The organism is Chrysosporum bergii ANA360D (assembly GCF_029891735.1).
In the GTDB taxonomy this organism is placed as follows: domain Bacteria; phylum Cyanobacteriota; class Cyanobacteriia; order Cyanobacteriales; family Nostocaceae; genus Umezakia; species Umezakia bergii.
The window spans coordinates 21125-44864 of record NZ_JANQDH010000020.1; the positions used below are offsets into that span (position 1 = coordinate 21125).

The following is a 23740-nucleotide window of genomic DNA, read 5'->3' on the forward strand; positions in this document are numbered from 1 at the left end:
TTTGGTAAATGCTTAATTAAAACTGCTTTCCGTTTAGCAATTTTTAGCGATACGAGGAGTATTGTAGTTGGCAAAGTCAGTCTTAACTTCATTTAGTATACCATAACAAACTCCACTGGTTGGCTAGAAAATTCGCTTTTGTACGGTAATCACCACTACATCCCTGAAATTCTGCCCAGAGCAGTCATCGTGGATGCTATACGGAAAGGTGAGCCGCCCGCCTAAATTGCATGGAAATGTTTTTAGGGACGACCTGTAAATTTTGGGTTTTCATAGTCCGCATCATCTGTGTGATTGTTAAAGGACTATATAAACTGGTTTTTTAAACATTTTTTGGGTAATTTTTGGTAAAAAATGGTTACGCACATTTTACCTTTTATATAGACTATCGCAAACGTCTAAAATTAAACAAATTTTTGATAAATCTTTATAAAAATTTTATTTTCATCGGCAAAAATGGAAGTATGTTCATCGCTGGGTAACAACAACGCGGATAAAAAAACCTAATCCAAGTGAAAATTGAAGGGTAAACGGGTGTAAATGCCGTGTGGATCGTTCATACTTTCCAAAATCACTAATTGCTGTTTGAGTTTGTCCAACTGTGCCATCAAAGGATGAGATGGTTGAATTGAGATTCCGGCTATTTGGAGAATAGTGCTGATTTCTTGAGATGCTAATCCAAAAAAGCGTTCTTCTAAGCTAGTGACTCTGGGGTATTCTTGTAATTGCCAATCGTTGTCTAGTTTAGCTTCCTTGGCTGCATATTTAATAGCAGCATTTAAACCACCTATTTCATCCACCAAACCGATGTCTTGGGCCATCTTTCCTGACCAAATTCGCCCTTGGGCAATTTCTGCGACTTTTGCTGCTGGTAATTTCCGACCTTGAACAACTTGCTGAAGGAATAAATTATAAATGCTGTCAACAGTACGCTGATAAATTGCTAATTCTGCGGGTGATTTTGGGCGAGTGAGGGTTTGAATATCGGCTAATGGTGCGGTTTTTACTGTGTCCCAGGTGATACCGTTATCATTGGCTAGTTTTTGCCCATTAAATAGGAGGCCAAACACGCCAATAGAACCTGTAATTGTGGTTGGTTGGGCAAAAATTCGGCTGGAATCAGTAGCAATCCAGTAACCACCGGAGGCGGCCACATCACCCATTGATACCACAACAGGTTTTACTTTCTGGGTTAATTGTATTTCGCGTTGGATTACCTCGGATGCAGTGGCGCTTCCTCCGGGAGTATTAATTCGCAGTACAACCGCCTTGACATGAGGATCATGACGTAGTTGATTAAAGATTTTGGCAAAGCGATCGCCTCCTATTTGCTGATCTTCTCCTCGTCCATTGACAATTTCGCCTTCAGCATAAACCACGGCTATTTTATTTTTAGATTCGCTTTTTATACTGTTTTCTCCCTCGGCAACTTGGGCGTAATTACTCAGATTAATTTGCCGGAAGGTGCGCTCTTTCTCATCACTGGTTGTTAATTTTTTCAGTTCGGTAACTACTTGGTCTAAGTATGCCACTTGATCCACCAAACCACTCGCTTTAGCTTCATTGGCTGTGAGTATGGGCTGAGTATTTGCGATCGCTTGCAGTTCTTGGGGAGTAAGTTGGCGACTAGAGCTAACTGTACTGCGCCAAGTTCCCCACACGTCATCTAATAATTGTTGTGTTTGTTGGCGATTTTCCGGACTTAACTCCTTGAGGATAAATGGTTCAATTGCTCCTTTAAATGTCCCCACCCGCAGGATTTGAACGCCAACGCCGAATTTTTCTAAAGCGCCGGTTAAAAACATCGGTTGGCTACTTAAACCGTTAACTTCCATTATCCCCATGGGATTAAGTATAATCCTATCTGCTACGGAACTGAGGTAATATTTCTTTTCACTCAAATCCACCCCATAGGCAATAATCTTTTTCCCAGATTCCCGGAATTTTTCCAGGGCTTGGCGAATTTCGGTCAAGGAAGCAAAGCCGGTGCTACTGGCTGTGCTTGTACTTGTTGCGTCTAAATAAATACCGACAATGCGCGGATCAAGCCTGGCTTGTTCTAAAGTATCAAGAACGCTGCGGAGTGTCATACTGTCAAATTCCGCCCCTGATAATGCCCGTTGTAGCAATTCTTCAGATCCCGGTGGTTTATCGGTAATATTCATTGACAGGTCAAAAACTACAACTGACTTATCTTTTACTTGTGGAGTAGCATCTCTGGCGGTGGTGACAGCAAATAACAGTAATAATATTCCCGTTGTGCTGATACCAAAAAAAATCATCAGTCCTAGTAGAGTACCTAGTAAACTGGCAAAAGTTTGTCTGAGAAAGTTACGCATCTTATTTAATTGATAATATTTTTCCGTAAACTTTTTGACTGTTGCAAGTTATCTAATGTGCTGTTGCCAGTACAAAATAATACTGTTGTTATTTCCGCAATTAACACATCAGCTAAATTATACAATGCCTCTTCCGACTCAACAGCAGCTTGCAAGAAGGGCATAGCTAAACCGGCTATATCCGCTCCTAAAGCGATGGACTTGGCTACATCTAGTCCATGACGTAAACCCCCAGAGGCAATCAAGGGTACATCTGGGGCGATAGCCCGAATACTTGTGATACAATCTGCTGTAGGCAAGCCCCAATCAGCAAATGTTCTGCCTAAGCGCTTTTGCCGGGCATTTTCCGCCCGTTCACTTTCCACCTTTGCCCAAGATGTGCCGCCAGCACCAGCCACATCAATGGCGCTGACTCCAGCAGCTAAGAGTTTTTCTGCCATGGCTGCGGAAATGCCATTGCCTACTTCCTTGGCAATCACAGGCAGGGTTAGTCTATTGCATAAATCATTAATTTTGTCAAGTAACCCGCTAAAATTGGTATCACCGTTAGGTTGAATACACTCTTGCAGTGGGTTAATGTGTAAGATCAAAGCATCAGCCTCTAAAATCTCAATAATCCGCCGACACTCATCTAAACCATAGTGATAATTTAGTTGTACAGCCCCCAAGTTAGCAAATAACAAAACATCCGGGGCGTACTTGCGGATGGCGAAGGTATCAGCCACTTGGGGTTTTTCCACTGCTACGCGCTGGGAACCAACACCCATAGCTAGTTTATGGTGTTGGGCAACTCTTGCTAAACGCTGGTTAATCATTGCAGCTTGTTCTGTTCCTCCAGTCATGGAAGAAATTAACAGTGGTGCTGCTAAGGGTTTACCCAGAAAAGTAGTGCTGATATCAATATCTTTTAAGTTTAGTTCTGGTAAGCAGCAGTGGGTAAAGCTGTAACTTTCTAACCCACTGGTAACTTGATGAAATTGGACATCTTCTTCTAAACAGATGCGGATATGATCTGCTTTGCGTGACTGGGTTGGTTGTGAGTTATTTTTAGGAGAGTTCACTGGTAAATCACTATTGTTACAGTTGGGGGGACTTGATGGTGTAATACCATGAAAATCCCAGGATGTTGGAGTTAAGGAAAGTTAAATTAATCTCCTCCTTGCATTTCTTCAATTTTAAACATACTAATTAATACCCCCGCCAGGGGAATTGAGAGAAAAATACCTACTAAACCCGCCACTCTTGCCCCTATTAATAAAGCAAAGAACATAAAAACTGGATTCATATTGATTGAGCCTTGCATAATGCGGGGCATGAGTAAATTTTCTTCTACCTGCTGAAGGATAATGCAGCCAATGATCACTTGCACACTCACCCAAATTCCTTGAGGTAAAACAATCAAAGCAACTAGGGTAATTCCAATTGTAGCGCCAATACCAGGAATTAAATCAAATACTCCAGCGATCGCTGCTAAAAACAAGGCATAAGGTAGTTGGAGAAAGATAAATACAACAAATATTGAAATACCAAAAAATAAAGATAACAATAAACGACCCCAAAAGAAGCCTAAAAAATTTTGCTTGACTGCTAAGGTGATCTTTTGACGAACATTATCTGGAAATGCTTTGATGATAAAATCCCACACTCTTTCTCCATCTAACAACATAAAAAAAGCTACCACAGCAATCAAAATCAAATCAACTAAATTAGTTAATAAGACTTGAAAAATTGTCCAACCCGTGCCAATTCCTGCCAAAAATTGACCCCGTAATTCCTGCTCAATTAATTGAAAATCAACCTTCAAATTAAATCTAGTGAGGATATTTTGCAAGGTGTCTAATACAGAAATAACATATTCAACAAATTGAGGGGCTTGTGTGAGTAATTGTTGAAATTGAGATAATATAGCAAATCCCAGGGTTGCCATCAAACCACCCAAAATCAGCAGACTCAATAAAAATACTATAATAACTGCAATGCCATGTGGTAAAAAACCTTCAGACCACTTCACCGGATAACTGAGCAAAAATGCCAGAATTCCAGCAAAGATAAAAATAACCACCACTGTAGAAAAATAAGCCAAAACCTGTGTAATTGCCCAACCTAGGGCTAAAAGTAGTAGATAGCGAATCAGCTTTGTATTATTTAGTTGTTGCCAAAACCTTTTGATGTCTTGCTCATTCATGATTTAGTAATTAAAAAACTTTACCACATCCGGGGTTGAAAGTCCGGGTCATTTAAAATCACCACATCATCACCGCAGGGAGCTAAAACAAACAAACCCTTATCATAAGCATAATCGCGCACCTCGTTTGTTACTACCATCCAGTTTGGCGGGCTTGCTCTTTGAGAAACCGGTCTGTTTCTTGAAAGCGATGCTCGGTTTGCTGGGATTGCTCTTTTAATAACCGCTCGGTTTCTTGAAAACGATGTTCAGCTGCTTGAAAAAGGCGCTCTGTTTCCTTTTGAGCCGCAATCAACTCACCTAACAACCGCCAAACATTATCAGGAGTGTAAGTCATGGGTGATCTGAAAATAACTGGATGTACTATTTTTATAATACATAATTGCCCTATGAGTGATGTTTCAGCATAAAACCGTAACCATAAACCTAAATTGCTCCTGTTTTGCGGTTAGTTTTGTTTTAATTTAAATTCATCAAACTTTACCACATCTGAATCTGGTTTACGGGTGTCAAAATAATAACTAGTGACTACACCAGCCCCTGTATCAAAGATACTAAAAACAGTGATGTCATTACTGGCTATATAAGGAATGGGCTGACCATCTTCTCCTAACAAAGGGGCAATTGTGGGAATTACTGGTTCTAAGCCGTAAGGATCGCCCACTGCAACATAATCTTCTTTATATCCCGTTGGTACTTCTCGTTTTTTGTCTCCCCAAGCAGCACCATAGGAGTTACCCACATTGGATGTTTCTAAAAAGTGCATCCCACTGGGACTAACAAAGCGATTCCATAAATGGGAATGTCCGTATAATACCAACTGCACATCAGCTGCTTCTAGTAAGGGGAGAACATCACGGTTGATATAGTCTGCGGTTTTGGGGTATTCGTAACGTATGGCAGTGATTTTACCTTGTGGATCACGTTCTATGATCTGCACTGGGTTAGTATAGGCAGGGACAATGTTATCACCGAGAGTGTGGGGGGGATGATGTAACATGACAACTCTGTATTTGGCCTGTTCAAACTCTGGGCTGTTTAGTTCTGCTTGTAACCAATTATATTGCTCGCTACCTTCAGCTATTGGCTCAAAAATCAACTGTCCATAACCCCAATTTTCCGGCTGCTCTAAATTCTGGGCTGGTTCTGTATATCTACCTTTATGGGGTGTATCTAATTTGGGTGTACGCCACATACAGGTTGCGTATAGTACCACCAGACGCACATCACCAAAACTAACTGCATAATACTTTTTACCACCTGTTGTACTTTGGGGTAAACTAAAAATTTCTTCGTAGGTGCGAGTGTTAAAGGAATTATCTATTAAGGATTCATCACTATATAACTTTTGAGCTACGGCGCGAGGAATGGTATCATTAAATTCACCATTTAAACTGTTGGTTTTTTCTAACCTGCCCATGACTTCATGATTACCAATGGCTGTAAACATGGGGGCGTGTTGAATGATTTGACCACCTGTATAAATGGTTTTAACGTCGTTGTGTATGATTTCATAGTTAGCACGACCTTGTAAAGCGGGAAAAAATGCACCCCCCCGAATATCATCAAACCATCCTGAGGCGCGATCGCTCACATTAACCAAATCACCAGCCAACCACACGCCATGAACTTGTCCCACTGTTTCCACCACTTTTTGCAGATTTGCAGCGGTCATGGGTTTTAACTGATGGTCTGAAGTGAGTAGAATTTTTAGTTGTTGACCTGGTTGTGGGTTAGCTGCGAGGGTAAAAACATTACTGCTGACACTTGCCCCATCTTCTTCCATACTGATAACACGATAGGGAACACTTACACCAGGGGTTAACCCAGTGATCTTTGCTTCATGTCGCCAAATGTCGCGTTTTACAGGTTGATTTGTAGTTATATGTGCTACTTTTGATTGTTGGTCTTCTCGTGTGCGGCTGAGTTTATTTGTTTTAGCCAGGGTGGATTGTTCCAGATTTTCGCCGTAGGTAACTATGTGTTTTTTACCAGAAAATTCTGTAAACCAAACTACTTGGACTGAGTTGGCAGTTGGCAGTTGTAAAAATGGGTCAGTCAGCAGATGGGGTGCTGATGTCATAATTATTCCCTGTAATAAAGGCGCACTTACCACGGTAAAGCATAGCACAAACCAGATGGTAAACGTTAATAGTTTGGTTTTTGCCATAGCTAAAAGTTGGTTTCCGTGAGAATTACAGAGGCTGGGGATTCTTTTGAATTTACCTGTTTAATTTCCAACCATCAGGTGGGCAATGCCCACCTAAATAGATGATCTACTTTGTCGCTGCTGGCATACCTAAAATATCTTCAATTTTAGGCATATCTTCCACAGCAATAACTCGCCCTTGCTCCTCAAAACCGGCGATTTGGTCAAAGTTCAAATAACGATACAAGTTATCAGCAAAAGGATGAATTTTTGCGGATACAATATCTAAATATTCCTGGACTGTGGGAATGCGTCCTAACAAGGCACAAACTGCGGCTAGTTCTGCGGAACCAAGGTAAACTCGCGCATCTTTACCCATGCGATTATTAAAGTTACGAGTTGAGGTAGAAAATACAGTAGTACCATCTGCAACTCGCGCTTGATTACCCATACATAAACTACATCCAGGCATTTCCGTCCGTGCTTGGGCATCTTCAAAAATACGATACACACCTTCTTGTTTTAATTGGTATTCGTCCATGCGGGTGGGGGGACAAATCCACAAACGAGTTTTTACAGCCCCAGCACCTTCTAAAACTTTACCAGTGGCTCGATAATGACCGATATTGGTCATACAAGACCCCACAAATACTTCTTGTACTGGGTCATTAGCAACTTCTGACAATAATTTCACATTGTCGGGGTCATTGGGTGCTGCGACAATTGGTTCTGTGATTTCCTTCAAATCAATTTCAATAATTTCTGCATATTCTGCATCTGCATCTGCTGACATTAGGGTGGGGTTGGCTAACCATTCTTCCATTTTAGCCACTCGACGCATAATAGTGCGTGCATCTGTGTAACCCCTGGCTACCATGTTCTTTAACAAGGTGACATTAGAACGCAAATATTCAGAAATTGTCTCCACACTTAACTTAATAGTGCAACCTGCACAAGAACGTTCTGCGGAAGCGTCGGTAAGTTCAAAGGCTTGTTCTACTTTTAAATCTGGTAGTCCTTCTATTTCTAAAATGCGCCCAGAAAAAATGTTTTTCTTGTTTTTCTTCTCTACTGTCAGTAAACCTTTTTGAATGGCTACGTAGGGAATGGCGTTGACAATATCTCGTAGGGTCACACCTGGTTGTAGTTCACCTTTAAAGCGGACTAATACTGATTCTGGCATATCTAAGGGCATAACTCCCAAAGCGCCGGCAAAGGCTACTAACCCAGAACCTGCGGGGAAGGAAATACCCAAGGGGAAGCGGGTGTGTGAGTCCCCCCCTGTTCCTACGGTGTCGGGTAATAGCATCCGGTTTAACCAAGAGTGAATAATACCATCGCCGGGACGTAGGGCAACGCCACCACGTTGGGCAAAAAAGTCTGGTAATTCTTGGTGAGTTTTAATGTCTACTGGTTTGGGATAAGCCGCAGTGTGACAAAAACTCTGCATAACTAAGTCAGCACTGAAACCCAGACAGGCTAGTTCTTTTAATTCGTCCCTGGTCATGGGTCCTGTGGTATCCTGAGAACCAACGGTGGTCATGAGGGGTTCGCAAGATGTACCCGGACGAACACCGGGTAAACCGCAAGCTTTACCCACCATTTTCTGTGCTAGGGTGTAACCTTTGCCGGTGTCATGGGGTGGCTGGGGACGAATAAAAACTGTGCTTGGTGGTAAGTTCAGGGCGGCGCGGGTTTTGTGGGTGAGGGTACGTCCAATTAATAGGGGGATGCGTCCACCAGCCCGGACTTCATCACAGATGGTTTCGGGTTTGAGGGTGAAGGTGGAAATAATTTCGCCGGATGGGTTGGTAATTTGGCCTTTGTAGGGATGGATGGTAATAACCATACCTGTTTCTAGGTTGGTGACATCGCATTGAATGGGCAAAGCACCGGCATCTTCGGCAGTGTTAAAGAAAATTGGCGCGATCGCACTGCCTAAAATATAACCCCCAGCCCGTTTGTTTGGTACATAGGGGACATCATTTCCCAAGTGCCACAATACCGAATTAATGGCAGATTTGCGGGAGGAGCCAGTACCTACAACATCGCCGACATAAGCCACAGGATGTCCTTTTTTCTTTAATTCGGCAATGGTTTCTAAACTTCCCGGTTGCCGTGATTCTAACATGGCTAGGGCGTGTAAGGGAATATCTGGCCTTGTGGTGGCGTGGGTAGCTGGGGATAGGTCATCGGTGTTGGTTTCCCCAGGAACTTTAAAAACTGTAACTGTGATGGCTTCTGGTAGTGGGGGACGACTGGTAAACCATTCTGCACTGGCCCAGGAGTCAATGACTCGTTTAGCGAAGGGGTTGGTTTGGGATAGTTCTAAAACATCATGAAATGCGTCATACACCAGTAAAATTTTACTCAGGGCTGCGGCGGCGATGGCGGCGATGGCTTCTCTACCTTCACTAGCCATGACTAATGGTGTTTGTGCATCTTCTGATGCTATGGTGGCAGTTTGCAGTAAATCTATTAAGGATTGAACGTTGTATCCTCCTACCATAGTCCCCAATAATTCTACTGCGGCGATGGGGGAAACTAAAGGACTGGTAATTTCCCCTTTGGCAATGGCGGTGAGAAACCCTGCTTTGACATAAGCAGCTTCATCTACTCCGGGGGGTACGCGATCGCGCAATAAATGTAATAATGTATCTTGTTCACTCTGAGTTGGATTTTTCAGCAATTCGCACAATTCTGAGGTTTGCTTGGCATCCAATGGCAAGGGAGGAATACCGAGTTGGGCGCGTTCTGCGACATGATGACGGTATTGTTCTAGCATTTTCGTGTTCTCCATTGGGATGTTCTCACTTTAATTATGAAATATTTTTAGGCCAATTTTGGCTATAAAAGTTTACTTGATTTTGATGGCTGCAAGTTTTACAAGTAATGGTTGAAGGTATGGTTTTAGCTGATTGTTTTCCAAGTATTGATGCTTAACCAAAGTGAATTAATTTTAGTAACACTTGATACTTTTTACTTAAAAATAACGGTTTTCACCCTTAGTAAGATACAAATATAATAGACTGACAAGGACTAAATAAGTCAAATTAGCCAAGCCATCAGAAAAAATTAGTTGTATAATGTAGATAATAAATATATTTAATTAAACAAGCGCCATTATGAGCAACATAAAAATTAGAGCATTTCAAATAATTCAAAATGAAATAAAAATGCTGTTATTTATTACTACTGCTCAAATGATTTATGAGCGTTTTGATGTGTCTCGTAGAATTTCTGATAAAGTCCAAGGATACCAAAGATCATTTTCCAAATCCCGAATTAAAGAAATTAAAAATTACGTTAATCAAGAACAAGGTATTATACCTAATTCAGTTTTAGTCAATATTGATGAGGGTAAATTTGATTATACAGAAAATGAGAACTTACTAACTTTAGACGACGGAGAAACTCTGGGGCTGATTATAGATGGTCAGCATCGGATTAAAGGTTGTTATGAAGCAAACCCTAATTTTCCATTAATAGTAGTTGCAACTTTGGGATTATCTGTTAAGGAGCAGGCTCGACTGTTTATCAAAATAAATCAGACTCAAAAGGGTGTTCCAGCATCTCTTTATTTAGACTTACTTAATTTATTAGAAGCAGATATTGAAAATTTTGATGCAGAAGGAGTGACAGCAGAAAGACGAGCGACAGAAATTGCCACGAGATTAAATGAAACAGACGAAAGTCCTTTATATGAACTAATTAGAAGAACAGGAGATGCTGGAATGGGGATATCTTTAAGTGAATTTGTTAATCAAGCTAAAGATTATGTAGAACCTAAAACGGGAAAACTGGCAAATTTGGGTTTTGAACAACAATATAAAGTTTTTGAAATCTACTTCCGTTCTGTTAAAGCAGTATTTTTAGAAGAGTGGGATGATCCCACATCATACATTCTCAAAACAGTTGGATTTGGTGGTCTGATGAAAGCATTTTATGAAATATTTAATCTCGTAATGCAAAAATATCAAATGTTTAATACTGAAAATACAATTAAAATTCTTCAACTAATTCAAGATTTTAAGTTTGATAGAGATAACTTACCCAGTGGGGGAGGATTTAAGGCACAAGAAAAGGTTGGAGAAATGATTGTTAGCCGCCTAAAAAATGCAGTTAGAGAAGATTTTGTGGTGATGATTGGAGACTAGAAAGGGTGTCATTAAATTTTGAAGAAACTGCTATTGCTTTTATTAACTGTAATGGTGATGCTAAACGCTCTTTTAAGGAATATTTGATTGATTTATACAAGTCAAAAGAGGATTATGAGAAAGGATTTATAATTTCAAATGCCAACAATTATGTCTTGACTGATATTGAAAAACTTCTATCTAAGGCAGTTTTAAATATTTGTGCTACTGACTATTTGATTAAACAAGGATAAAACTTATATAGCACTTGTTAAAAACGTGAGATACAAATGTAAATGATCGTCTTGTGGCGCGAGCATCCCTCGACTATACTTCGACTACGCTCAGTACTAATCCCTCAACACAAGTCTTGCTTGCTAATGATGTACCTCAATAAGCAGCGAAAACCGCTACAAGTAAAAATTGTGAAGAATTAAACTTCGTAGTGAAGAATTGAGAATTTATGAGCAGGTAATATTATAATTATAACATCTAGCGATCGCACAGGGTTTTGATGTAGAATTTATCTGTTACTATATAGGTTGTGATTGTGGATGCGCCGGGGTAAACTAGGAAACTATTAGTTTAAAGCTGCATAGTGCGTCTATCAATCAGATAAAATAAGAAATTTGTTCTCTGCATCAATTTATTTTGGCTATGTCACCAACTTACACAGTTGAAATTTACCACCAAGGCAAAACTCACACTTTACAAGTTCCTGAAGATCAAACCATCTTATCAGTGGCGGATGCTGCTGGTTTAGATTTACCCAGTTCTTGTCATGCTGGGGTTTGTACTACTTGCGCGGGTCTAATTACTGAGGGAACTGTAGACCAAACCGATGGTATGGGGGTTAGTCCAGACCTGCAAAAACAAGGTTATGCTTTGCTGTGTGTTGCTTATCCCCGTTCTGATTTAAAAGTAGAAACAGAAAAGGAAGAAATCGTTTATCGGTTACAATTTGGGAAAAACTAACTAAAACTTACAAATATTCAGGAGTAACCGCCATGACCACTCATTTTATTACTGCGGAAGTTGACTTACAAGAAAATCCCACCGAGTTACAAAAAGCCATTGAAGCAGAATTGCAAAAGCAGGGTGAACCCCTGCGCTGGGCTATTACTTCTGTGGATGAAACACAGCAAAAAGCTGGTGTGGAGGCTGTTGTAACTACAGCACATTCTGATTAGTTGATTTATGAGTGATGAGTAGAAAAAGTTTTCACTCATTACTCATCAATTCCAAGTTCAAAAGATCATTATCTTCTTCTGGATGAAGTTAGTTTAATGGAATCGGATATGGATAAAAAAGTTTAAATTTCTAGTCATTAACAAGCAGGATGCTTGTGTTACAAGGCTTTTTTGTATCTCACGTGTTTAATAAATGCTTTTTTCTATAAAAAGACGGTGTAACTTATGGCGGTTTTCGCTGCTTAGTGAGGTAAGTCATTAACAAGCAGGATGCTTGTGTTACAAGGCTTTTTTGTATGTCACGTGTTTAATAAATGCTTTTTTCTATAAAAAGACAGTGTAACTTATGGCGGTTTTCGCTGCTTAGTGAGGTAAGTCATTAACAAGCAGGATGCTTGTGTTACAAGGCTTTTTTGTATCTCACGTGTTTAATAAATGCTTTTTTCTATAAAAAGACAGTGTAACATTCAGCATTAATGACAATAATATTCTTATGCAGCGTCCTTATACAGCAATTCTAATTATACCAACTGGGGTGGGGGCAGCCATTGGGGGTTATGCGGGTGATGCTTTACCAGTGGCTAAGATTATATCACAGGTGTGCGATCGCTTGATCACTCACCCCAATGTTGTCAATGCTGCTAGTTTGTACTGGAACCTCCCTAATACTTTTTATGTTGAAGGTTACGCACTGGATAAATTTGCCTCTGGATGCTGGGGGTTACGTCCTGTGCGTAATAATAAAATAGGTTTACTTTTAGACCAAGGTATTGAAGCAGAATTACGGCTAAGACACCTACAAGCAGCGGACGCGGTGAGGGCTACCCTGGGTTTAACCATCACGGATTATGTAATTACTGATGCACCTTTAAAGGTAGAATTACGCACTGCACCATCAGGGGCTAGTTGGGGAACCATTGGTAACCCCGACAGTTTACTCAGGGGGGCGGAAGTGTTAATTAAAAAAGCCGGGGCGGAAGCAATAGCAGTTGTAGCCCGTTTTCCTGATGATATGGATGAAGCAGCAGTAGAAAACTACCGTCATGGGAAGGGGGTAGATTCTTTAGCGGGTGCAGAAGCGGTCATAAGCCATTTGTTAGTGCGGACTTTCCAAATTCCCTGCGCCCATTCTCCGGCCTTAGCCAGTTCACCACCAGAACCGAATTTATTTCCTTGTTCCGCAGCGGAAGAAATAGGTTATACTTTTTTACCATGTGTGCTTGTGGGTTTAAGTCGCGCACCACAATTTATTATAGAGAGAGACTCAATGACATCTTTACCAGATGATATTTGGGCAGATCAAGTAGATGCAGTTATTAGTCCGGCAAATTGTTGTGGTAGCAGCGCTTTAATTAGTTTAAACCAAAGACAATGCCAAATTATCACTGTGGCGGAAAATCAAACCGTCATCCAAGTCCCCCCCCAAGCTTTAGGAATCACTGCCATGGAGGTAAACTCATATTTAGAGGCGGTGGGTGTATTAGTAGCCCACAAAGCAGGTATCAATCCCTGTTCCCTTCGTCCTAAAATATCCTCATTACAGCAGCTTATTATCTAGTTTCTTCAGTCCCTACTCCTGAAAAATCGTGGTTGAACAACAAAATCAAGAACCAGAAATTCCCTACTTAACACGCACCCAGATATTAGTAGCTATGGGAGTGACTGCTGTCCTATTATGGATAGTGGCTAAGGTATGGTTAACTTATGGAAACTTTTACTTATTTAGATGGTACTGGTCAGCAACAGATTTACTCTTAGGCGTGGGGACGGGGTTAATCATCACCATGTTAAGTGGTTTAGCTTATCGCCTTTGTCCTCCCTACCGTGACAGCGCCGACTATTATCTAGATATGGTGATCAAGCCTTTGACTTTACCTGACTTAATTTGGTTAGGTTTACTCCCGGCTTTAAGTGAAGAATTGTTATTTCGCGGTGTGATGCTGCCCGCTATAGGCTTAAATAATTTAGGTGTAATTGTATCTAGTCTGGCTTTTGGTGTTTTACATCTCAGCAGTCCCCAACAATGGCCTTATGTAATTTGGGCAACTATTATTGGCTTAATACTGGGGTTTAGTGCTTTATTTAGTGATAATTTATTAGTGCCAATAGTTGCTCACATGGTGACAAATTGGGTTTCTAGCTTGTTCTGGAAATTACGTCGGGGTTGACACTCCCCGTCCTGAGCTTGTTTAGCAAGATTTAAAATATTAATTGCTGCATTTGTGTTTCTATGTAACTCCCATCCACACATACATATATAAGTGGGAGTTGATAGAGATTTTTTCACAATGCGCCCACAATTACTGCATTGTTGGGGGGAAATTGGTTTGTTAAACCCAAAGGTAACACAAGCATCCTGCTTGTAACCAGCGTTGCGATCGCCTTGCGGGGGAATTGGGTTGTTAAACCCAAAGGTAACACAAGCATCCTGCTTGTAACCAGCGTTGCGATGGCCTTGGGGGGAAATTGGGTTGTTAAACCCAAAGGTAACACAAGCATCCTGCTTGTAACCAGTGTTGCGATGGCCTTGGGGGGAATTGGGTTGTTGAACTTCTGGGCTTTGATGTCAAACCTGAAAAGGATAAAGACATGGCTGCGTTTCCATCCCCTTGCGGGGAAATTGGTTTGTTGAACTTAACAACAGTAGACCCAGGGTTACATAGATTGTGTTTCCATCCCCTTGCGGGGAAATTGGCTGGTAAAAGTCCAGAGTTTCCATCCCCTTGCGGGGGAGAGGTAGTCATGGACCGGAGAAAAATCATGAAACAAACAGAAGAGCTAAGAGAGTTTCCATCCCCTTGCGGGGGAGAGGTAGTCATGGACTCTAGAACCGACCGACAAATCTTGACGATGATGGCAACGTTTCCATCCCCTTGCGGGGGAGAGGTAGTCATGGACCAAGTGGGGAACCACTGTCAGGCTGCCATCTGATCACCCAGTTTCCATCCCCTTGCGGGGGAGAGGTAGTCATGGACTTTGAATTGAATCAATTCAAAGGATTTAAAAACGTAGATGCTCCAAAGGTTTCCATCCCCTTGCGGGGGAGAGGTAGTCATGGACCGCGAAAGACAAAACTAACCCCGCATTCAAGGGGGTTAAGGTTTCCATCCCCTTGCGGGGGAGAGGTAGTCATGGACCTAAAGCCAGTAATGCAGCAGGCACTTACCTAATCAATGGTAAGAAGGTTTCCATCCCCTTGCGGGGGAGAGGTAGTCATGGACTTCCAATATTCTTAGTCAACCCTCATGATGATTTAGTAAAAGGTTTCCATCCCCTTGCGGGGGAGAGGTAGTCATGGACAAGAACCAATGAGTACAAGAAAAGAAATGCTCAAAAGGTTTCCATCCCCTTGCGGGGGAGAGGTAGTCATGGACAATATTACCAAGACTGGATGGAAGAAGAGTCGTGGTGGACCGAACAAATCTGGTTTCCATCCCCTTGCGGGGGAGAGGTAGTCATGGACGTTAAATCAGAAGAAAGAGTGGCAGCCTACTTAATGTGGATGCGGTTTCCATCCCCTTGCGGGGGAGAGGTAGTCATGGACGTTAGAGGTTTAGGTCAAAAGACTGTATTAAAGTATGCTCCTAAAACTGGGTTTCCATCCCCTTGCGGGGGAGAGGTAGTCATGGACCAAGGTCCAGATGGTTATAGACTGCATCCAAATGCAATACCATCGTTTCCATCCCCTTGCGGGGGAGAGGTAGTCATGGACCCTACCCATAGGAAACCATTGCTGTATTTAGTTTTCAAGGTTCGGTTGCACGAGGCTACGGAATTTGATATGTATTATCTTGTTTGCGTAGCTGTGGCTGGGGTGCTGAAGTGTTTGTTTTCAGCTTATGAAATTAAGATAACAGGGTTTAACCAACAAGTCAAGGGTTTTTTAATATCTTTACTTTTATTTACATTCTTTGGCTGGCTGTGGCTAGCTGTGGCTCCATGCGACGGTTTTGAGGCTGGCTTTACATTTCTTAACATAGTTGGGACTGTGACTGGGGTTGGAGTTTGGGGGTTTTGGGGTATTTGGTGCAGTTTACATTTTGTAATGTTGTTGGGGTGTGGGTGACTAGTTGGGTCTCCCAAATGGCTAGTGTTGATTTATCCGAATACGGGGCTACTCAACTGTTCCTCAAGGGTTTTGAGCCTGCTGTCTTGATGACCAAAAAATATTAATCAAGCCTGGCGGCGGCAAGTGCGATCGCTTGTGGTAAGATGCGGTGTTCCTGAATTTGAATCCTGGTGTGGAGTGTTTCTGGTGTATCGTCTGGTAACACTGGGACTGCTGCCTGCATTAGTATAGGTCCGCTGTCTACTTCCAAACAAACTAAATGCACTGTGCAGCCGGTGATTTTCACTCCAGATCCTAGGGCTTGTTCCACAGCATTAATACCTTTAAAACTCGGTAATAAACTAGGATGAATATTAATGATTCTGTCTGTGAAGGCATTAATTAATACTGGTGTGACTACACGCATCCAACCAGCCATAATTACCCAATCAACATCATACTTCTTCAAAGTTTGGACAATTTGACCATCAAATGCTTCCCGGCTGGTATAATCGCGGTGATTCAACAATACACATTCTATACCTCTATGCGCCGCCCGCACAGCAGCTTTGGCTGTGGGATGATTATAAATTAAAACTTGAATTTGGGCGTTTAGTTGCTGATGGGCGATGGCTTGGGCAATTGCTTCAAAATTACTACCACTCCCAGAAGCCATAATTCCCAGTTTTAAAGGGCTACTGGAGGAATAAAAGCAATCACCAATGCCAGGAACAACCAGGCTAGGGGTAAAATCAGGGCAAACAGTCATAATAACTCACTAAAAACCATGTCAAAAACATACACCAAGTCCTGGCTAGATAATGATACATTTGCCGCTTGGACTTTCCTAGCCCCGGCACTGATTTTATTAGGTATCTTCATCATTTGGCCAATTGCTTATTTGTTTTACCTGAGTTTTACCACCGGCAGTTTTACCTCATCGGGTACTACTTGGGTGGGCTTCAAGAATTATTGGCGCTTGCTACTCACCCCAGATTTTTGGCAAGTTTTGGGCAACACTATTTATTTTACCGTTGCCACGGTCATTCCTAGCTTAGTAATTCCCCTGGGGTTAGCAGTGCTATTAGATAAATCCTTAGCCTGGCGGGGACTGCTCAGAAGCGCTTATTTTCTGCCGTCAATTATCTCCCTCGTTGCGGCTGGTTTGGGCTTTCGCTGGCTATTTCAAACCACCGGACCTGTCAACGCATTGTTAGATTTATTCGGTATTGCCCCCATTTCCTGGCTGGGCAGTAAAGTTTGGGCAATGCCTGTACTAATTGTATTAAGTATTTGGAAACAATTGGGTTTTAATATGGTGGTATTCCTGGCGGGACTGCAAGCCATCCCCACCAGTCGCTATGAAGCAGCAGAACTAGATGGGGCGAATGCTTGGCAGCAATTCTGGCACATCACCCTCCCTGGATTACAACCCACGGTAATATTTGCAACAGTCACCACAGCTATTTTTACACTGCGTAGTTTTGAGCAGGTTTATGTAATTACTGGCGGGGGTCCCCTAAATTCTACTAACTTGCTGGTTTATTACATTTACCAAGAAGCTTTTGCACAATTTGACTTTGGTTACGCCGCGGCACTTGCTACAGTACTTTTAGCCGTTACCTTGGTATTAGTGTATTTGCAGTTGCAAACCTGGGGTGATGAATAATTGCTAATTGTGAGGATATGGCCAATTTTACCCGAATTGGTCACATTACCGATGCCCGTACTACAAGATTTATGTTATTTGTGTGATCACACTATTAAAACTCACGTTGGGCAAAGATAAAATTAGCGATCGCTAACAGCATGACAATGTAAAATAAGCCATACAGTACATTGGTAATCAATGTAGTGGCATCAGGTAAAGCTAGTAACCCATAAACCGCATCATTTTTCAGATTTAGTCGAGTTAAATCTGGTAATATCAGATATAAACCTTGGGTCATGCTTTGGATGAAGGCGCTATTGGTGAGACGACCTAAATTAACTAAATCAGGAGTAATATTACCCATTAAATACACCGCCAATGTCAACGTCACCCCTAACAAAGAACTGGTAAATACACCAAAAGTAATGGCTACGGCTGTGATTAAAGATAACTGCAAAATTAGAAAAATTGCCGCTATGAAAATACTAACTAGAGAGTAGGGAATGTTGGCAATTTGTAAAAACACCAAATAAATTACTGTCATAGCTGCTACAACTACAGCTAGGACAGCAGATAAACCTAAAAATTTACCAGTGATAATTTCACTGCGGCTAACAGGTTTGGCAATCAATACTAAAATAGTGCGTTTGTCAATTTCTTTGTTAATTACTCCTGTACCAACAAAAACAGCAACAATTAAATTAACAATGCTCATTGTTCCTAGACCAAAGTCTAAAAACATTTTATCTTCAGTGGTAGCTGCAAATTCAGGTAATAGGCGGAAAGCAATGGCAAGTGTGAAGGTATAAAACCCGATTATATACAAAATGCGATCGCGCACCATTTCTTGAAACACATTTTTAGCAATGGTAAAAACTCTGGTGAAACTCATGTTTTTTAGGTAAAAATCAATGAACAGTTAAATTATTTCCCCCCAATTATTTCCCCCATTTTCCACATCTTTACTCACTGTTGCGGTGGGGGCGCATCTGTGATAAACTTGCTCAGGCGATCGCATTCAATTTCTGCTACTGTATTTTTTGGGTCTGACTCACTGACAGCAACTCTGGAACTTCTCCTAGATACTGCTATTGGTTCAACGCGACAAGATTTTTGAAGATAATAACCTTGATGGTGAGAACTTGGACCAGTCCAGATACTGAGTAAATCTAATTTGTATCCATATCCAGATTTGATATTAGCTATACGCGGTTCAACACGCCATAATTTTCTTTCTTCATATTCTCCTAGTTTTTGATTGATTACTTCGTTCCCTATTTTTTTTACTTCTGTTGTTGCTTCTAGCAACCATCTTTCCACTTCTGACCAAGATGTTTTGTTTAATTCTTGTTCTACTTTTTTTTGTACTGCATCCAGGATAGTCACACCGTTTTTAGGTATGTTTTGCTCTGGTGCTTGTGTTTTTGTTTCTGGTTCTGCTACTCTCACCACAAAAGTACTACGCTGAAAATTATCTATCATCAAGCTGGGATATTGTGTTAACCAATTATTCATGACAAAATAAAACTGAATCCAACAACTGATTAGTATACAGCTAGATACCAAAATTATAATTTTTTCCCTAACCTCTGGTTCAGGAATTTGGGCTGTAGTAGTGGTATCATCACCGCCAATAAATTCGGGAATTGCCGTAATTATTGCAGATATTGTGGGCCAGAGGATAATTGTTCTGGGTGTAATTACATCTTCTGGATGACCAAATGCAAAAACACTGACTAAAAATCCAGTTATTAATGCTCCCACTGGCATAAAAGTCCCAGGAACCCTTAAAGGATCATCAGTGGTATACCAAGCTGTACCAGCAATTAGAAACAACCAGCCAGAAAATGCAATTAAATTTTTGACATAACCCACAGCTAAAAAAGAAAGAACCCAAGAAAAAACGCTCAAATAAATTAATGTCTGCCAAGAATAGGCTTTAGGGGGAAGTAATAATTTTCTAACTCCCTCAAAAATACCCAGGAAGAAACCAAAGAAAACAAAAATTTCCTTAAATAAAGTCTGCATCCTTCACACCTCTGATTTACTCCAAATTTTTTTGCTTAAACGGTAGTTATTCTTACAATTATTTCTACTTTCTACTTAACAAAATAATCAGGCTAATAGCACTATAACTCAATGAGTTAGCTATCAATACACTGGTGACTAAATTGGTATTTTGCAATCTATAAATACTAGTACGCTCCCATTTTAATCGGTTTTTCTCCAACTTTTGCTGATAAATCTCCGCTAAATTTTCTTTTAACGAAATCACAGAAAAACGTAACAGAAAGAACTTCATCAAAAAAGTGAGAAAGAAAATAATAAAGGCGGTTAAAATCAACAGCGCTTGTGTTTGCTGTGATTTGAAATTATGAAAAAATATGTAACTGATTAATTCTGCCTTTAAATTTATGGGTAATATTGGCTCAACGGAAAAGAATAAAATCCAACCAATACTGCTAGAGATCAGATTAATAGATATAGCATAAAAAGTACTGGTTTTTTTGTCAAACTTGAGCATCTTGTGCAGCACTAATGCTTCTATGGGAATAGCAGCCAGTAAAAACAAAACTTGCAACAACATAACCCCCAAGGGTAGGATGATGGGAATAGTGATATTTTCAAGTCCAAGCATAAAGTATCAACAGTAAGAGTTCACGTTAGTAAGTATAACTGAGATGGTGGGTTAAATAAATTTTTAGGGATTTGATAACTATTCTTAAATAGGTGACATACAAGTCTTGTACTCTTCCCGGTGGGCTTGGTTCCCGTAGAGTTGTGTTAATTACTACTACTTAGTAAATGGTAAGTATGGTTACTTTATCCCAAATTATTAATCTAACATCCAATTCAAGGTAAAATTAAGTATAGCCAAGTTACAGCTTTTAAAGAGATGACAAGGAACGGTATCGGTATTCGCACCGCGCAAGTGCGTCCTGAACGGAACACTGGTCAAATTCACGTTTATGATGGACTGGGTAAAGGTAAATCCCAAGCGGCTTTGGGAGTGGTTTTACGCTCAATAGGCTTGGGAATAAATACACCAGGGGATTCCAGCCGCGTCTTACTATTGCGCTTTTTAAAAGGACCAGAACGTAATTATGATGAAGACGGAGCGATCGCAGCTTTGCAACGTGGTTTCCCTCATCTCATTGATCAGGTGCGTACAGGTAGAGCAGAATTTTTTGGACCTGAAGAAATCACCCCCTTTGACCGACAAGAAGCAGCCCGGGGTTGGGATGTGGCTAAGGGGGCTATCGCCTCTGGTTTATATTCAGTGGTGGTTTTAGATGAAATTAACCCGGTTTTAGATTTGGGTTTATTACCAGTAGATGAAGTGGTGCGGACATTGAAATCTAAACCCCAAGAATTAGAAATCATCGCCACCGGACGCGCAGCACCCCAAGACCTGCTAGATATTGCAGATTTACATTCAGAAATGAAACCCCAAGAACATTCCAAAGCCAAGGAATTGTTTTTGCAAGGTATTGAGATTTATACTGGTGCGGGTAAAGGTAAATCTACTAGTGCATTAGGAAAAGCCCTACAAGCCATAGGTAGGGGAATCAACCATCCAGGGTCTACCAGGGTGTTAATTATGCAGTGGCTAAAAGGTGGTACTGGCTACACAGAAGATGCAGCGATCGCAGCTTTACAGCAATCATATCCAGAAGTGGTAGATCATCAACGTTGTGGACGAGATGCCATTGTTTGGCGCAATTCTCGGCAAGAATTAGACTATGTAGAAGCTGAAAGAGGCTGGGAAATCGCTAAAACCGCCATCGCCTCTGGACTGTATAAAACCATCATCTTGGATGAACTCAACCCCACAGTTGACCTAGAACTACTTCCCGTAGAACCCATAGTCGAAGCCTTACTTCGTAAACCCAAAGATACTGAAGTGATTATCACCGGTCGCTGTCAACAACAACCAGCTTACTTTGATTTAGCCAGTGTTCACTCAGAAGTATACTGTCACAAACATTATGCTAATCAAGGAGTAGAACTGAAACGGGGAGTAGATTTTTAATTTTTGAGAACTAGAATTTTACCTGTAATTTCCACTCAGTAGCGGGCAAGATGCCCGCACTACAACCATATACATTTATTATTGTTGATTATCTTGTTGTCTTGAGGAAACCTATAATCATGGAAAACAGCAATTTACTGGACTTAATCACAGGAGGAGTTGCCATTACTATTCTCCTGATCGGTATGTTGATGATGTTTACTACAATATTCACCACCAAAAAAAATGGCAAATAAAATTATCTTACTAGTAAAAAAAGCTGAATAGTTGTAAAGGTTTGGTTTTATGGGTTGTGTAGAGCGAATATGATATTAATTATCTAAGGGCAAAACTTGAATTAGTTGGTGTTTTTTCACAGTGCCAATCACTTGGTGAGGTGTGGTTAATGTTGCTCCTTGGTTGGTGGAGATCCAAGCATAGCTAAAAACTGGTAATTCTGTAATGGAGTTGACTGGTTGACCATGAAGGGGAGTGTAAAAATTGAGTAGTACGCCTGTTTTACCTTCTACTTGCAAAAAATAAATGGGATGATGAAGGAGAATAGAAGCGATCGCCGGTTGTTGTAAAAAAACCCTCACATCGGGGTTATAATCGCTGAATAAACCTAAACTACCAGCCACAGCCAAAGCCAGCCAACAGGGAATTAACCAACCCCCCAGCCAGTAACCAGTTGTGAGCAACTTTTGCTGAAGGTGGTAACGACTAACCCACACCAAAGGTAAAATTAAACCAGCCAGCCCCATAACTAAACCCACGGTGGCATACTTGCTAACTTCAATATTATCCACCCAAATTAACATAATTACCCCAGCCACCACTAATAAAACACCTAGTCCTCCCCAGATATAACTGAGAATACCAGCAACTTTTCTGGTTAATTGCCCATGTCCCCATCCCGCCAACCAACCCAAACCCACAGCCGCCAGCAAAGCTATAAAAGGGTAAAGACAAAGACTATAGTGAGACAGACGAGTGGAAAAAAAACTCAATTCAGCCAACAGCAGCAGTGGAAAGCCAACTAATATTAATTGGTAGCGAGGAACAGGACGCACTAAGAGCAAAACTAAGCCGAAAACCGCAAAAAAGAACCAGGGAAAGGCTTTAATCGGTAGATTCCATAAATAGAAAATTATGCCATTGCCATCACGCTCGTTAGACCCCAACTCCACCACAAACCTAAATAATTCTTGATAACTATTATTACCATAGCGCACCCAGCTAAACCATAGCCAACCGCAAGTAGGAACTAAACCCACTAGAAAGCCCAAATATAAACTGGGGTTACTAAGATGACCATGACGGCGATATTCCCCTATTAAATAGGGCAATAAAGCTATAATTGGCAAAAAAATCATAAAACTTCTCACCAAAAAGCCCAAACCCAAACTAAAACCAGCTATGAAACCCCAAAAGTAGTTATATTTGGAACTTAGTTCAGCTTGAAGTAAACAAAAAATAGCCAACAAAACTAAAAAGATCATTGGTACATCAGGTGTACCTAAACGGGAATATTGTAACCAGAGAAATTGCACAGGTAATATTAACCCTGCTAACCAAGCTAATTTTTGATTAAGGATAATTTTACCGATTTCATATATTAGTAATATACTCAAAACACCAGTAATAATACTGGGTAGCCGCCCACTGGCTTCACTAATGCCAAATAACTGATAGCTAATAGCAATTAACCAATAAAAACCAGGGGTTTTATGATGAACAGTACCCCAAGGAGCTATCCAATCACCAGATTCTAACATAACACGCGATCGCCTGGCATAAAGCCCTTCATCATGGGCCATCAAGCTATTCTCCCCAGAATTAAATAGCAATAGCGGCAGTATCCACAGTAGCAAAGTGATATAAGGAAATACAGTAGAATACCGGATTTGTTGCCAAAGAGGTAGTAATAAACGAAATCTATAGAACATTGAATTTATAACATTGAGATTAATTAAAATATAGCGAATTTTGCCCAATTGAAGTACATAATTAGCGAGGATCCTGCTCCC

At 40.9% G+C, this 23740-nt stretch carries 18 protein-coding genes, 2 pseudogenes and 1 CRISPR repeat array; of the genes and pseudogenes, 8 read left to right on the forward strand and 12 right to left on the reverse strand.

The annotated features are described in order from the left end of the window. Positions 1 to 503 precede the first annotated feature (503 nt). The 6 genes and pseudogenes from sppA to acnB all read right to left on the reverse strand — a co-directional run bounded on the left by sppA (position 504) and on the right by acnB (position 9458). Entirely contained in the window at positions 504 to 2339 is a 1836-nt protein-coding gene (sppA, locus tag NWP17_RS03065; protein WP_280653440.1) for a signal peptide peptidase SppA, read from the reverse strand. 5 nt (positions 2340 to 2344) lie between these two features. Then, positions 2345 to 3400, reverse strand: a complete 1056-nt coding sequence (gene fni / locus NWP17_RS03070) for a type 2 isopentenyl-diphosphate Delta-isomerase (RefSeq protein WP_280653441.1) — start codon at positions 3398 to 3400, stop codon at positions 2345 to 2347. Between the two features lie 86 nt (positions 3401 to 3486). After that, complete coding sequence (locus tag NWP17_RS03075; protein ID WP_280653442.1) at positions 3487 to 4524, reverse strand: AI-2E family transporter; 1038 nt, start codon at positions 4522 to 4524, stop codon at positions 3487 to 3489. A gap of 142 nt (positions 4525 to 4666) precedes the next feature. Further along, a pseudogene (locus NWP17_RS03080) lies at positions 4667 to 4861 on the reverse strand (hypothetical protein); the annotation flags it as partial. A 111-nt stretch (positions 4862 to 4972) separates the two neighbouring features. Next, entirely contained in the window at positions 4973 to 6607 is a 1635-nt protein-coding gene (locus NWP17_RS03085) for a purple acid phosphatase family protein (protein ID WP_280653461.1), read from the reverse strand. A gap of 193 nt (positions 6608 to 6800) precedes the next feature. After that, positions 6801 to 9458, reverse strand: coding sequence for a bifunctional aconitate hydratase 2/2-methylisocitrate dehydratase (gene acnB / locus NWP17_RS03090; RefSeq protein ID WP_280653462.1), 2658 nt, complete (start codon positions 9456 to 9458; stop codon positions 6801 to 6803). 340 nt (positions 9459 to 9798) lie between these two features. On the opposite strand from acnB, the gene NWP17_RS03095 reads away from it, so the two are divergent. The 6 genes from NWP17_RS03095 to NWP17_RS03120 all read left to right on the forward strand — a co-directional run bounded on the left by NWP17_RS03095 (position 9799) and on the right by NWP17_RS03120 (position 14167). After that, entirely contained in the window at positions 9799 to 10830 is a 1032-nt protein-coding gene (locus tag NWP17_RS03095) for a DGQHR domain-containing protein (protein WP_280653443.1), read from the forward strand. Between the two features lie 5 nt (positions 10831 to 10835). Further along, positions 10836 to 11063: a hypothetical protein gene (locus NWP17_RS03100; RefSeq protein ID WP_280653444.1), complete on the forward strand. Its 228-nt coding sequence runs from the start codon at positions 10836 to 10838 to the stop codon at positions 11061 to 11063. A gap of 403 nt (positions 11064 to 11466) precedes the next feature. Continuing rightward, the gene (locus NWP17_RS03105) at positions 11467 to 11784 is read left to right on the forward strand and encodes a 2Fe-2S iron-sulfur cluster-binding protein (RefSeq protein ID WP_280653445.1); all 318 of its coding nucleotides are present in this window, start codon (positions 11467 to 11469) and stop codon (positions 11782 to 11784) included. 32 nt (positions 11785 to 11816) lie between these two features. Further along, the gene (locus tag NWP17_RS03110) at positions 11817 to 11999 is read left to right on the forward strand and encodes a hypothetical protein (protein ID WP_280653446.1); all 183 of its coding nucleotides are present in this window, start codon (positions 11817 to 11819) and stop codon (positions 11997 to 11999) included. Between the two features lie 493 nt (positions 12000 to 12492). After that, positions 12493 to 13557 carry a DUF3326 domain-containing protein gene (locus NWP17_RS03115; protein ID WP_280653447.1) on the forward strand — a complete coding sequence of 355 codons (1065 nt, stop codon included), beginning with the start codon at positions 12493 to 12495 and terminating at the stop codon, positions 13555 to 13557. 28 nt (positions 13558 to 13585) lie between these two features. Continuing rightward, positions 13586 to 14167, forward strand: coding sequence for a CPBP family intramembrane glutamic endopeptidase (locus tag NWP17_RS03120; protein ID WP_280653448.1), 582 nt, complete (start codon positions 13586 to 13588; stop codon positions 14165 to 14167). Here NWP17_RS03120 and NWP17_RS03125 read toward each other — a convergent pair. Together NWP17_RS03125 and purN are read right to left on the reverse strand one after the other, a co-directional pair. Beyond that, positions 14113 to 14313: pseudogene (locus NWP17_RS03125) on the reverse strand (zinc ribbon domain-containing protein); the annotation flags it as partial. The gene NWP17_RS03120 and the pseudogene NWP17_RS03125 sit on opposite strands and share 55 nt — an antisense overlap. Before the next feature lie 397 nt (positions 14314 to 14710). Further along, positions 14711 to 15711: direct repeats of the CRISPR family, unit length 37 nt; unit sequence GTTTCCATCCCCTTGCGGGGGAGAGGTAGTCATGGAC. A gap of 457 nt (positions 15712 to 16168) precedes the next feature. Continuing rightward, entirely contained in the window at positions 16169 to 16816 is a 648-nt protein-coding gene (gene purN / locus NWP17_RS03130) for a phosphoribosylglycinamide formyltransferase (RefSeq protein WP_280653449.1), read from the reverse strand. A gap of 18 nt (positions 16817 to 16834) precedes the next feature. Here purN and NWP17_RS03135 point away from each other — a divergent pair, with 18 nt between their 5' ends. Continuing rightward, positions 16835 to 17716 carry a carbohydrate ABC transporter permease gene (locus NWP17_RS03135; protein WP_280653450.1) on the forward strand — a complete coding sequence of 294 codons (882 nt, stop codon included), beginning with the start codon at positions 16835 to 16837 and terminating at the stop codon, positions 17714 to 17716. A 94-nt stretch (positions 17717 to 17810) separates the two neighbouring features. Here the strand turns inward: NWP17_RS03135 and NWP17_RS03140 are convergent, their stop codons facing one another. From NWP17_RS03140 to fraC, 3 genes are all read right to left on the reverse strand, one after another. Next, on the reverse strand, positions 17811 to 18590 hold the full coding sequence (locus NWP17_RS03140; RefSeq protein ID WP_280653451.1) for an ABC transporter permease: 780 nt from the start codon (positions 18588 to 18590) through the stop codon (positions 17811 to 17813). A 74-nt stretch (positions 18591 to 18664) separates the two neighbouring features. Next, positions 18665 to 19726 (reverse strand): septal junction protein FraD, encoded by a 1062-nt coding sequence (fraD, locus tag NWP17_RS03145; RefSeq protein ID WP_280653452.1) that lies wholly within the window; start codon positions 19724 to 19726, stop codon positions 18665 to 18667. A gap of 64 nt (positions 19727 to 19790) precedes the next feature. Then, positions 19791 to 20336, reverse strand: a complete 546-nt coding sequence (gene fraC / locus NWP17_RS03150) for a filament integrity protein FraC (protein WP_280653453.1) — start codon at positions 20334 to 20336, stop codon at positions 19791 to 19793. A gap of 258 nt (positions 20337 to 20594) precedes the next feature. Between fraC and NWP17_RS03155 the strand changes: the two genes are divergently transcribed. Further along, positions 20595 to 21731, forward strand: a complete 1137-nt coding sequence (locus tag NWP17_RS03155) for a cob(I)yrinic acid a,c-diamide adenosyltransferase (protein WP_280653454.1) — start codon at positions 20595 to 20597, stop codon at positions 21729 to 21731. 311 nt (positions 21732 to 22042) lie between these two features. Here the strand turns inward: NWP17_RS03155 and NWP17_RS03160 are convergent, their stop codons facing one another. Then, the gene (locus tag NWP17_RS03160) at positions 22043 to 23659 is read right to left on the reverse strand and encodes an ArnT family glycosyltransferase (protein WP_280653455.1); all 1617 of its coding nucleotides are present in this window, start codon (positions 23657 to 23659) and stop codon (positions 22043 to 22045) included. Positions 23660 to 23740 lie beyond the last annotated feature (81 nt).

What these genes read in the sequence shown, in the direction of transcription:
- sppA (WP_280653440.1), bottom strand. Translation starts at nt 2,339, where the DNA reads ATGCGTAACTTTCTCAGACAAACTTTTGCCAGTTTACTAGGTACTCTA.
- NWP17_RS03075 (WP_280653442.1), bottom strand. Translation starts at nt 4,524, where the DNA reads ATGAATGAGCAAGACATCAAAAGGTTTTGGCAACAACTAAATAATACA.
- NWP17_RS03085 (WP_280653461.1), bottom strand. Translation starts at nt 6,607, where the DNA reads ATGACATCAGCACCCCATCTGCTGACTGACCCATTTTTACAACTGCCA.
- acnB (WP_280653462.1), bottom strand. Translation starts at nt 9,458, where the DNA reads ATGCTAGAACAATACCGTCATCATGTCGCAGAACGCGCCCAACTCGGT.
- NWP17_RS03095 (WP_280653443.1), top strand. Translation starts at nt 9,799, where the DNA reads ATGAGCAACATAAAAATTAGAGCATTTCAAATAATTCAAAATGAAATA.
- NWP17_RS03105 (WP_280653445.1), top strand. Translation starts at nt 11,467, where the DNA reads ATGTCACCAACTTACACAGTTGAAATTTACCACCAAGGCAAAACTCAC.
- NWP17_RS03110 (WP_280653446.1), top strand. Translation starts at nt 11,817, where the DNA reads ATGACCACTCATTTTATTACTGCGGAAGTTGACTTACAAGAAAATCCC.
- NWP17_RS03115 (WP_280653447.1), top strand. Translation starts at nt 12,493, where the DNA reads ATGCAGCGTCCTTATACAGCAATTCTAATTATACCAACTGGGGTGGGG.
- purN (WP_280653449.1), bottom strand. Translation starts at nt 16,816, where the DNA reads ATGACTGTTTGCCCTGATTTTACCCCTAGCCTGGTTGTTCCTGGCATT.
- NWP17_RS03135 (WP_280653450.1), top strand. Translation starts at nt 16,835, where the DNA reads ATGTCAAAAACATACACCAAGTCCTGGCTAGATAATGATACATTTGCC.
- NWP17_RS03140 (WP_280653451.1), bottom strand. Translation starts at nt 18,590, where the DNA reads ATGAGTTTCACCAGAGTTTTTACCATTGCTAAAAATGTGTTTCAAGAA.
- fraD (WP_280653452.1), bottom strand. Translation starts at nt 19,726, where the DNA reads ATGCAGACTTTATTTAAGGAAATTTTTGTTTTCTTTGGTTTCTTCCTG.
- fraC (WP_280653453.1), bottom strand. Translation starts at nt 20,336, where the DNA reads ATGCTTGGACTTGAAAATATCACTATTCCCATCATCCTACCCTTGGGG.
- NWP17_RS03155 (WP_280653454.1), top strand. Translation starts at nt 20,595, where the DNA reads ATGACAAGGAACGGTATCGGTATTCGCACCGCGCAAGTGCGTCCTGAA.
- NWP17_RS03160 (WP_280653455.1), bottom strand. Translation starts at nt 23,659, where the DNA reads ATGTTCTATAGATTTCGTTTATTACTACCTCTTTGGCAACAAATCCGG.